The sequence below is a fragment of the Bradyrhizobium sp. UFLA05-153 genome, from assembly GCF_054185185.1.
Window position 1 is genome coordinate 65,364 of record NZ_JBBIAM010000041.1, and the last position, 9,650, is coordinate 75,013.

At 63.5% G+C, this 9,650-nt stretch carries 12 protein-coding genes; 7 read left to right on the forward strand and 5 right to left on the reverse strand.

Annotated features, from left to right (window positions below):
• Nucleotides 1-2: 2 nt before the first annotated feature.
• From Q2941_RS24005 to hslV, 5 genes are all read right to left on the reverse strand, one after another.
• The gene (locus tag Q2941_RS24005) at nucleotides 3-1,127 is read right to left on the reverse strand and encodes a hypothetical protein (protein ID WP_458193919.1); all 1,125 of its coding nucleotides are present in this window, start codon (nucleotides 1,125-1,127) and stop codon (nucleotides 3-5) included.
• Between the two features lie 225 nt (nucleotides 1,128-1,352).
• Nucleotides 1,353-2,657: an ATP-dependent protease ATPase subunit HslU gene (gene hslU / locus Q2941_RS24010; RefSeq protein ID WP_027525116.1), complete on the reverse strand. Its 1,305-nt coding sequence runs from the start codon at nucleotides 2,655-2,657 to the stop codon at nucleotides 1,353-1,355.
• A gap of 53 nt (nucleotides 2,658-2,710) precedes the next feature.
• Nucleotides 2,711-3,343: a DUF2585 domain-containing protein gene (locus Q2941_RS24015; protein ID WP_254109665.1), complete on the reverse strand. Its 633-nt coding sequence runs from the start codon at nucleotides 3,341-3,343 to the stop codon at nucleotides 2,711-2,713.
• A complete protein-coding gene (locus tag Q2941_RS24020; RefSeq protein WP_027525118.1) occupies nucleotides 3,340-3,825 on the reverse strand; it encodes a GNAT family N-acetyltransferase in 486 nt (161 codons plus the stop codon). The genes Q2941_RS24015 and Q2941_RS24020 overlap by 4 nt, the downstream gene beginning before the upstream one ends.
• 3 nt (nucleotides 3,826-3,828) lie before the next feature.
• A complete protein-coding gene (hslV, locus tag Q2941_RS24025; protein WP_027525119.1) occupies nucleotides 3,829-4,386 on the reverse strand; it encodes an ATP-dependent protease subunit HslV in 558 nt (185 codons plus the stop codon).
• A 278-nt stretch (nucleotides 4,387-4,664) separates the two neighbouring features.
• On the opposite strand from hslV, the gene hisB reads away from it, so the two are divergent.
• The 7 genes from hisB (at nucleotide 4,665) to coaA (ending at nucleotide 9,488) form a co-directional block, all read left to right on the forward strand.
• Nucleotides 4,665-5,258, forward strand: a complete 594-nt coding sequence (hisB, locus tag Q2941_RS24030) for an imidazoleglycerol-phosphate dehydratase HisB (protein WP_027525120.1) — start codon at nucleotides 4,665-4,667, stop codon at nucleotides 5,256-5,258.
• Between the two features lie 67 nt (nucleotides 5,259-5,325).
• Entirely contained in the window at nucleotides 5,326-5,856 is a 531-nt protein-coding gene (locus Q2941_RS24035; RefSeq protein WP_027525121.1) for a DUF2628 domain-containing protein, read from the forward strand.
• Complete coding sequence (gene hisH / locus Q2941_RS24040; RefSeq protein WP_458193920.1) at nucleotides 5,853-6,503, forward strand: imidazole glycerol phosphate synthase subunit HisH; 651 nt, start codon at nucleotides 5,853-5,855, stop codon at nucleotides 6,501-6,503. The genes Q2941_RS24035 and hisH overlap by 4 nt, the downstream gene beginning before the upstream one ends.
• Nucleotides 6,491-7,240: a 1-(5-phosphoribosyl)-5-[(5-phosphoribosylamino)methylideneamino]imidazole-4-carboxamide isomerase gene (hisA, locus tag Q2941_RS24045; RefSeq protein ID WP_458193921.1), complete on the forward strand. Its 750-nt coding sequence runs from the start codon at nucleotides 6,491-6,493 to the stop codon at nucleotides 7,238-7,240. The genes hisH and hisA overlap by 13 nt, the downstream gene beginning before the upstream one ends.
• A 10-nt stretch (nucleotides 7,241-7,250) precedes the next feature.
• Nucleotides 7,251-8,027: an imidazole glycerol phosphate synthase subunit HisF gene (gene hisF, locus Q2941_RS24050; RefSeq protein ID WP_027525124.1), complete on the forward strand. Its 777-nt coding sequence runs from the start codon at nucleotides 7,251-7,253 to the stop codon at nucleotides 8,025-8,027.
• 79 nt (nucleotides 8,028-8,106) lie between these two features.
• Nucleotides 8,107-8,430: a phosphoribosyl-ATP diphosphatase gene (locus Q2941_RS24055; RefSeq protein ID WP_027525125.1), complete on the forward strand. Its 324-nt coding sequence runs from the start codon at nucleotides 8,107-8,109 to the stop codon at nucleotides 8,428-8,430.
• 101 nt (nucleotides 8,431-8,531) lie between these two features.
• Nucleotides 8,532-9,488, forward strand: coding sequence for a type I pantothenate kinase (gene coaA / locus Q2941_RS24060; RefSeq protein WP_027525126.1), 957 nt, complete (start codon nucleotides 8,532-8,534; stop codon nucleotides 9,486-9,488).
• Nucleotides 9,489-9,650 lie beyond the last annotated feature (162 nt).

The following is a 9,650-nucleotide window of genomic DNA, read 5'->3' on the forward strand; positions in this document are numbered from 1 at the left end:
CTTCAGAACGGCCGCACGATTCCGACGCGCGGGATCAGGGTGATGATTAGCCCGAAGATGTTCGTCTTGCGATCCTCCGTCGGGATCGGCGGCACTTCCCGCTTGGACGGTAGCATCTTCACCGCGTGCAGGATCAGGACCATGCAGACCGCCCAGTTCGAGATCCAGCGTGAATAGTCGAACACCATCGCGAACATCACGACATAGGCGAGGCTGACGCCAGTGATGCCTGCGATGACAAGACGCCGGTGCGTCTCATCGGCGAGCGCGCGGATCAGGTTCGCAAGATAGCGCCAGAGCGGCGTGTGCAGCCAGATCAGCAGCGCAAACACGGGCACGCCGAGAATGTTGTGGGGCATGCGGCCCCAGGTGTCCGCAAGCTCCTTCGAAAGCGGCTGGTACCAGATGTAGCTGAATTGCAGGAGATCGGTACGCGACGGATCGGCCATCCGGCCCTTGAGGTACGCGACGAAATCCGCCTCCGGTATCGGCATCGTTCCGAGGAATTGCGCGGCCAAGAACAGCGCACCGACGCAGAGCAGCGCCGCGAGGCCGAACGCGACGTTCGCGCGATTGATGCCGTGCCCGAGATAGTGCCTGACGACGACGATCATGATGATCGTCGGCACGTACATCAAGAGATGAATGTGGTGGATCAGGATCAGCACGATCGCGAACAGGGCGGCCAGCGCGACATAGAGGATCGAGCGCGCCGGGATCAGCAGCAGCACGATCGCGAGCGCACAGCCATAGATGTCGAAATGGCCGAGCGTGTGCATGAAATTCTTCAGGAAGAACGGCGAGCCCGCGATGAACACGAACAACGGCAGGGTCTTCTCGTTGAGACCGAACACCTTGCGGAACAGCTGAACCAACAAAGCGAGTGTGACGAGCCATGTCACCCCGCCGAGCGCAAACACCAGCCACACCGGCACCTTCGCCGTGAACAGCGCAATGATGGCGCCGATCAGCGCACGCTTGATGAAGCCGAAATGATAGTCGACGAGCAGGTGGATATAGGGGACGTAAGGCGGCAGCAGGATTTTATGGATGAACACGCCGGCGATCACGAAGACGTTGATCGCGAGCAACAGGCGCCAGGGATTTTGCCAAAGGCTAGCGCGCACAGCGCACCTGCGCTGCGGACATTACCTCCGCCGTCGTCCCGGACAAGCGAGCTCCTGGCAACGCGCAGCGTTGTCCAGAGCGAGCGCAGATCCGGGACCCATAACCACAGGAGGTCGTTTGAGCCGAGATTGGGGCCGCCATCTGTATCAACAATAAGCGCTCGGGGTAATGGGTCCTGGATTTCGCCAGGACGACGGCCCGATAGATAGCGGACTGGCCGGAAATTACAAAATAAACCGGCTGAGATCGGCGTTCTTGGCGAGGTCGCCGATGTGCTTCTGCACGTAGTCGGCATCGATCTGGATGGTCTCGCCGTTGCGGTCGGGGGCGGTGAAGGAGATCTCGTCCAGCACCCGTTCCATCACGGTCTGAAGCCGCCGCGCGCCGATGTTCTCGACCGTCGAATTGACGGCGACCGCGATGTCGGCGAGTGCGTCGATGGCGCCGTCGGTGATGTCGAGCGTCACGCCTTCGGTGTGCAGCAGCGCGACATATTGCTTGATCAGCGAGGCCTCCGGCTCGGTGAGGATGCGCCGCATGTCGTCGCGGGTCAGGGCCTGCAATTCGACGCGGATCGGCAGGCGGCCCTGCAACTCAGGCAGCAGATCCGAGGGCTTTGCGACGTGGAAGGCGCCGGACGCGATGAAAAGGATGTGGTCGGTCTTCACCGTGCCGTGCTTGGTCGAGACGGTGGTGCCCTCGATCAGCGGCAGCAGATCGCGCTGCACGCCCTCGCGCGAGACGTCGCCGCCGACGCGGCCATCGCGCGCGCAGATCTTGTCGATCTCGTCCAGGAACACGATGCCGTTGTTCTCGACTGCGCTGATCGCCTCCAGCGTGAGCTGGTCGTTGTCCAGCAGCTTGTCGGATTCCTCGTTGACGAGGATCTCGTGCGAGCCCTCGACCGTCAGCCGCCGCGTCTTGGTGCGACCCCCGAGCTTGCCAAAGATGTCGCCGATCGAGATCGCGCCCATCTGCGAGCCCGGCATGCCCGGGATCTCGAACATCGGAAGGCCGCCGGCGGCGGACTGCGTCTCGATCTCGATTTCCTTGTCGTTGAGCTCGCCGGCGCGCAGCTTCTTGCGAAAGGATTCCCGCGTCGCCGAGCTCGCATTGGCACCGACCAGGGCATCCAGCACGCGCTCTTCGGCGGCGAGCTGGGCGCGCGCCTGCACGTCCTTGCGCTTCTTCTCGCGCACCTGGGTGATGGCGACCTCGACGAGATCGCGCACGATCTGCTCCACGTCGCGGCCGACATAGCCGACCTCGGTGAATTTCGTGGCCTCAACCTTGAGGAACGGCGCGTTGGCGAGCTTGGCCAGCCGCCGCGCAATCTCGGTCTTGCCGACGCCGGTCGGGCCGATCATCAGGATGTTCTTCGGCAGCACCTCTTCGCGCAAGGAGCCCTGAAGCTGCTGGCGCCGCCAGCGGTTCCGGAGCGCAATCGAGACGGCGCGCTTGGCGTCGGACTGGCCAACGATGAAACGGTCGAGTTCGGAAACGATTTCGCGGGGGGAGAAGTCTGTCATGGGACCTTAGCTAGGGTCAGAAACCGGCCGGGACAAGCCGCAATTTGGTGGGGTCAGATGATCGGCGGACCGGATTGCCATTGTTTCACGGCCTCGATCGGATGGACCAGCATCAGAATATTAAGCGTCAGATTGTCGCGAATGTGGAGCGCCATCATGATCTCGAAAACGAGCCCGATCAGCACCGTGGCCTTGACCGGCAGAACACGCGCCGCGAGGAAGCCGAGCACCATGAACAGCGTGTCTGAGACCGAGTTGACGATGCTGTCGCCGTAATAGTCCAGCGAGATCGTGCCGGCGCGATAGCGCTCGATGATGAAGGGCGAGTTCTCGACGATTTCCCAGCTGCCTTCAATCAGCATGGCGATGAGCAGCCGCGCCGGCCAAGACAAGCTTAAAAAATTGAGCTGGAAGAACGGCAGGCGGGCGAACAGCAGCCAGGTCAATCCGTAGAACAGGAAGCCATGGAGGATGTGGGAGAAGCTGTACCAGTCGGCGATGTGCTGGGAATTCTCCGAGCTGTTCACCACGCCGTGCCAGAACTTGACGTAGCCGCAGGTGCAGATCGGCACCCGGCCCATGGCAAACAGGATCGAGGCCTGCAGCGCGAGCAGCGAGAGCGCGAGGCCGATCCAGTAGATCGGTGGAACCGCCGTCTTGATGGTATGGGTTGGCGCTGGAGTCATGGATTGCGCATCATCAGCAACGATGGCCCGTCGGGTGTCTCCACCATGCCAACTCTCTCGAAACCCGCTTTTTCATAGGTGCGTACGGCGCGATAGTTCAGCGGATCGGGGTCGGTCACTATGCGCGGCAGCCCTTGCCGCAGCTTCTCATCGACGAACTGCCGGATGAACGATGAGCCGTGCCCGCGCCCGATCATGTCGGCTTCACCGATGAACTGATCGATCCCACGCGTACCCTCCGGCTGCGGCCCAAAGCCCGTATTCCATGCGGTCAGGCTGTAGCACTGAAGATAGCCGAACGGCCGGCCGCCAGCCAACACGATGAACTGGTCCATCGCAGGCTCGATGAGGTCACCGCTCACGAGCGCAAATTGCTCGTCCGGATCGCCCCACCATTCCCGCACATGGGCCTCTTTCAGCCACCGCAGGATCAGCGGCAGATCGGCCGCTGTCATGGGGCGGAAGGCGTAGGCCGGCGCCACTGGCTAGCCGCTCGACAGGCTTTCGATCGTCACGTTGCGGTTGGTGTAGACGCAGATGTCGGCGGCGATGTCGAGCGAGCGGCGGACGATGGTCTCGGCGTCCTTGTCGGTGTCGAGCAGGGCGCGGGCCGCCGCCAGCGCGTAGTTGCCGCCCGAGCCGATCGCCATCACGCCGGCCTCGGGCTCCAGCACATCGCCGGTCCCGGTCAGGACCAGGGAGACGTCCTTGTCGGCCACGATCATCATGGCCTCGAGCCGCCGCAGATACCGGTCGGTGCGCCAGTCCTTGGCGAGCTCGACCGCGGCCCGGGTCAGCTGCCCCGGATATTGCTCGAGCTTGCTCTCCAGCCGCTCGAACAGGGTGAAGGCGTCGGCGGTCGCACCCGCAAAACCGCCGATCACGTCGCCCTTGCCGAGCTTGCGGACCTTTTTGGCGTTGGACTTGATCACCGTCTGGCCGATCGAGACCTGGCCGTCGCCGCCGACCACCACCCTGCCGCCCTTGCGGACGGTTACGATCGTCGTGCCGTGCCAGACCGAGCTGTTCTGGGAATCCTGCATGAAGTACCTCGTTGTCCGGCCTGATTTAGGCGGTCCGGTCCGAGGGCACAACCGGCGCACAACGGGCCACTCCGGTCCTAAATTCGCTCACCATAGGCCGAAGTAGAGCCCCGCCAGGAGCATCCCGCAGTAGCGAAGGCGTCATTTGGCTGTTAAAAGACCGCCGTTTTCGGCCCAAGCGAGCATGATCCGGAAAAGTGGACGCCGGTTTTCCCTCGCGACAAACGCGGAGCGTTTGCGCGGAGATCATGCTCAACTAGAGTGGAAGCCAGCTTTCAATGCGCACCGCGACGATCAAGCGCAAGACCAAGGAAACCGACATCGAGGTATCCGTGAACCTCGATGGATCCGGCGTGTCCAATATCGCGACCGGCATCGGCTTTTTCGACCATATGCTCGATCTCCTCGCCCGCCATTCCCGCATCGACCTCACGGTCAAGGCGGTGGGCGACCTGCACATTGATTATCACCATACGACCGAAGACACCGGCATCGCGCTCGGCCAGGCCGTGAAGCAGGCGCTCGGTAACATGGCGGGCATCACCCGCTATGCCAGCGTCCACATGCCCATGGACGAGACGCTGTCGCGCGTCGTCATCGACATCTCGGGCCGTCCGGTCCTGGTGTTCAAGGCCGACTTCCCCCGCGACAAGATCGGCGAGTTCGACACCGAGCTCGTGCGCGAGTGGTTCAACGCCTTCGCCATGAACGCGGGCGTGACTCTCCACGTCGAGACCCTATATGGCGAGAACAGCCACCATATCGCCGAATCCTGCTTCAAGGGTCTGGCGCGGGCGCTGCGCACCGCCGTGGCGATCGACCCAAAGGCGGCGGGCGAGGTGCCCTCCACCAAGGGCTCGCTCGGTGGCTGACATCTCCGTCTCGCGGCGATGAGCGCCGCTGGCGGTATCGAACATCTCTGAGAACGGGCAATCCAACATGCCTGCCTACACAGTTCATGCTCCCGGCCCCAGCGGCGCGGACCTGCGCGCGACGGACAACTTCGTCTTCGTGCGCGATGGCTTTCATTTCTGGGCGATGATCTACGGCCCGTTCTGGCTGTTGTGGCACCGGCTGTGGCTGGCGCTGCTCGGCTGGGTGATCTTCTTTGCCGCGTTCCAGGCCGGGCTTTCGAGCCTTGGCGTCGGCCGCTCCTCGATCTTCCTTGCCGATATCGTCCTGGCCCTCCTGATGGGCTTCGAGGCGTCGAGCCTGCGCCGCTGGACGCTGTCGCGCGGCAATTGGCGTCAGCTCGACGTCGTCATCGGCGACGATCGGGAGACCGCCGAGCGCCGTTTCTTCGAGCGCTGGAGTCAGAAGCAGCGCGGCATCGTCAATGATCAATGGGCCGTCGATCGCGGCGGTCCGCCGCCGACCCGCTCCGTCCCGGGTCAGTCGTTCTCAAACCCGCCGCCGCTTCCGTCCGGCGGCATCATTGGATTGTTTCCAGAACCGGGAGGGTCACGATGAGCGTCGCCATCATCGATTACGGTTCCGGCAATCTGCATTCCGCCGCAAAAGCCTTCGAGCGCGCCGCGCGCAGCATGGAGGACGGGCAGAAGGTCTTCGTGACGAGCGATCCGGATCAGGCCTACAGCGCCGATCGCCTCGTGCTGCCCGGTGTCGGCGCCTTCGCCGATTGCCGGCGCGGCCTTGATGCCGTCAACGGCATGGTCGAGGCGATCACCGAAGCGGTGCGCGTGAAGGCGCGGCCGATGTTCGGCATCTGTGTCGGCATGCAGCTGTTCGCGAGCCGCGGCAAGGAGCATGTCATCACCGAAGGCCTGAACTGGATCGCCGGCGACGTCGAGAAGATCACGCCGCGCGACGAAAACCTGAAGATCCCGCACATGGGCTGGAACACGCTCGACGTCCTGCGCGAGCACCCGGTGCTGGAAAAGCTGCCGCTGGGGCCAAAGGGCCAGCACGCCTATTTCGTGCACTCCTACCACCTCAATGCCGCCAATGAAGGGGACGTGCTCGCGCGCGCCGATTATGGCGGACCGGTCACGGCGATCGTTGCCAAGGACACCGCGATCGGCACGCAGTTTCACCCCGAGAAGAGCCAGCGCTTTGGGTTGGCCCTGATCTCGAACTTTCTGAGATGGAAGCCGTGATCCTCTTCCCCGCCATCGATCTGAAGACCGGCCAGTGCGTGCGCCTGGAGCAAGGCGACATGGCGCGCGCCACCGTGTTCAACCTCGATCCAGCGGCGCAGGCGCAAAGCTTCGTCGCGCAGGGATTTGAATATCTCCACGTCGTCGATCTCGACGGCGCCTTTGCCGGCAAGCCGGTGAACGCCGCGGCGGTGGAGGCCATGCTGAAGACGATTCCGATCCCGGTTCAGCTCGGCGGCGGCATTCGCGATCTTGCGACCGTCGAGGCCTGGCTCGACAAGGGCATCACGCGCGTCATCATCGGCACGGCTGCCGTGCGCGATCCGGAGCTGGTGAAGAGCGCGGCGAAGAAATTTCCGGGCCGCGTCGCCGTGGGACTCGATGCCCGCGACGGCAAGGTCGCCGTCGAAGGCTGGGCCGAGACCTCGCAGGTGACGGTGCTGGAAATCGCGCAGCGTTTCGAGGATGCCGGCGTCGCCGCCATCATCTTCACGGATATCGCCCGCGACGGCCTGCTCAAGGGCTTGAACCTCGACGCGACCATCGCCCTTGCCGATGCCATCTCCATCCCCGTGATCGCCTCCGGCGGCCTTGCCTCGATCGAGGACGTCAAGGCGATGCTGGCGCCGCGGGCGAAAAAGCTCGCAGGCGCGATCGCCGGCCGTGCGCTCTATGACGGCAGGCTCGACCCCGCTGACGCCCTCACCCTGATCCGCAACGCGCGCGCTGCCGCTTAGGAGACGAGACATGTTCAAGGTGCGCGTGATCCCCTGCCTCGACGTCAAGGACGGCCGGGTCGTCAAGGGCGTCAACTTCGTCGACTTGCGCGATGCCGGCGATCCCGTCGAGGCGGCGATCGCCTATGACGCCGCCGGCGCCGACGAGCTCTGCTTTCTCGATATCACCGCGACCCATGAGAACCGCGGCATCATGCTGGACGTGGTCCGGCGCACCGCGGAAGCCTGCTTCATGCCGGTCACGGTCGGCGGCGGGGTGCGCAAGGTTGATGATATCAAGACGCTGCTGCGCTCGGGCGCAGACAAGGTCTCGATCAACAGCGCTGCGGTGTCGCGGCGCGAGTTCGTCAAGGAAGCCGCGGAAAAGTTCGGCGAGCAGTGCGTGGTGGTCGCGATCGACGCCAAACGCGTCAAGCGCCCCGGCGGCTCGGACCGCTGGGAGATCTTTACGCATGGCGGGCGCAACTCGACAGGCATCGATGCGATCGAATATGCCCAGGAGGTGGTGTCGCTGGGGGCTGGTGAAATCTTGCTCACCTCGATGGACCGCGACGGCACCAGGCAGGGCTTTGACATCCCGCTGACCCGGGCGATCGCCGACAGCGTTCCCGTTCCCGTGATCGCCTCGGGCGGCGTCGGCAATCTCGATCACCTCGTCGACGGCATCCGCGACGGCCACGCCACCGCGGTGCTGGCGGCGTCGATCTTCCACTTCGGGGAATTTACCATCCGCGAGGCCAAGGACCACATGGCCCGCCGCGGCCTGCCGATGCGGCTGGATGCCTGACGACTCCGCTTCGCGGAAATGCTACACGTGCAGGTCTGGACCGGCCTGTGAGGCTGGCGTGTGCCTCTGAGTATTTTGTATGTCGCGTTTCACGATCCACGACCTGGCCGCAACCATCGATGCCCGCGCCGCGGCTGGTGGCGAGGTGTCCTATACCCGCAAGCTCCTGGACAAGGGCGCGGAACATTGCGCGAAAAAGTTCGGCGAGGAGGCAGTCGAAACCGTAATCGCAGCAGTCGAAAACGATCGCGCGCATCTGATCGCTGAAAGCGCCGACCTGCTCTACCACTTCCTTGTGCTGCTCAAGGCCCGTGGCGTAAAGCTGGAAGAGGTCGAGGCGGCGCTGGACAAACGCACCTCGATGTCAGGGTTGGAAGAGAAGGCGTCGCGCAAGAGCGACTAGAGCATGACCCGGAGGACCGTGTTAGCGCAAAGTGCGAAGCGGTTTTCGGAAAAGATCATGCTCAAGGGAAAGAGCTAAAGTCGCAACGGAAAGGCGGCGTCATGGATATCCGCGCACCCGAGCAGATCTATAATCCCTACCGCGTCTACACGCGCGAGCAGTGGGCAGAGCTGCGAAACGACACGCCGATGACGCTTGAGCCGGGCGAGTTCGACCGCCTCCGCTCGCTGCACGACCGCCTCGACTTGCAGGAGGTCGAGGACATCTACTTGCCGCTCTCGCGTCTGCTGTCGATCTATGTCGATGCCATGCAGCGCCTGTATTACGCACAGCGTCAGTTCCTCAACATCCGCGATCGCAAGATGCCCTACATCATCGGCGTCGCAGGCTCGGTGGCGGTCGGAAAGTCCACCACCGCCCGCGTGCTCCAGGCCCTGCTCGCGCGCTGGTCGCCGCGGCCGAAGGTCGACCTGATCACGACGGACGGTTTTCTCTATCCCCTTGCGGTGCTGGAGCGGCAGGGACTGGTGCAGAAAAAAGGCTTTCCGGAAAGCTACGACCTGCCGCTGCTGCTCAGCTTCCTCTCCGACATCAAGGCCGGTCGCCACCCCGTGCGCGCGCCGGTCTATTCGCATCTGACCTACGACATCGTGCCGAACCAGTGGGTCGAGATCGACCAGCCGGATATCCTGATCGTCGAGGGCGTCAACGTGCTGCAGACCGGCAAGCTGCCGCGTGACGGCAAGGCGGTGCCGGTCGTCTCCGACTTCTTCGACTTCTCGGTTTATATCGACGCTGACGAAGCGGCGTTGCGGCAGTGGTATGTGAAGCGCTTCCTGGCGCTCAGGGACACTGCGTTCACCGATCCCAGATCCTATTTCCACCGTTATGCGCTGCTGTCGGACGAGGAAGCCACCGCCACCGCGACCGCGATCTGGGAGCGCACCAACCTCGCCAATCTCGAGGACAACATTCTGCCCACCCGCCCCCGCGCGACGCTGATCCTGAAGAAGGGCGCCGACCACGTGGTGGAGTCAGTGGCGCTCAGGCGGCTGTAGGCTTCGTGGTGTGGGTTAGCCGAAGGCGTAACCCACCAGGGTCTATCTCGGCCGAAACATAAAGAGGTGGGTTACGCTTCGCTAATACTACTGCGTCATAATTTTCGTTGCCTGCCGAGACGCGGCGATGCCCCGCAACAAGGGCATCGCCTTAGAGTTTTA

Excerpts from the sequence above, each read along its gene's own strand:
- coaA (WP_027525126.1), top strand. The coding sequence starts at position 8,532 with ATGGATATCCGCGCACCCGAGCAGATCTATAATCCCTACCGCGTCTAC.
- Q2941_RS24015 (WP_254109665.1), bottom strand. The coding sequence starts at position 3,343 with ATGACTCCAGCGCCAACCCATACCATCAAGACGGCGGTTCCACCGATC.
- Q2941_RS24055 (WP_027525125.1), top strand. The coding sequence starts at position 8,107 with ATGTCGCGTTTCACGATCCACGACCTGGCCGCAACCATCGATGCCCGC.
- hisH (WP_458193920.1), top strand. The coding sequence starts at position 5,853 with ATGAGCGTCGCCATCATCGATTACGGTTCCGGCAATCTGCATTCCGCC.
- hslV (WP_027525119.1), bottom strand. The coding sequence starts at position 4,386 with ATGCAGGATTCCCAGAACAGCTCGGTCTGGCACGGCACGACGATCGTA.
- hisF (WP_027525124.1), top strand. The coding sequence starts at position 7,251 with ATGTTCAAGGTGCGCGTGATCCCCTGCCTCGACGTCAAGGACGGCCGG.
- hisA (WP_458193921.1), top strand. The coding sequence starts at position 6,491 with ATGGAAGCCGTGATCCTCTTCCCCGCCATCGATCTGAAGACCGGCCAG.
- Q2941_RS24035 (WP_027525121.1), top strand. The coding sequence starts at position 5,326 with ATGCCTGCCTACACAGTTCATGCTCCCGGCCCCAGCGGCGCGGACCTG.
- hslU (WP_027525116.1), bottom strand. The coding sequence starts at position 2,657 with ATGACAGACTTCTCCCCCCGCGAAATCGTTTCCGAACTCGACCGTTTC.
- hisB (WP_027525120.1), top strand. The coding sequence starts at position 4,665 with ATGCGCACCGCGACGATCAAGCGCAAGACCAAGGAAACCGACATCGAG.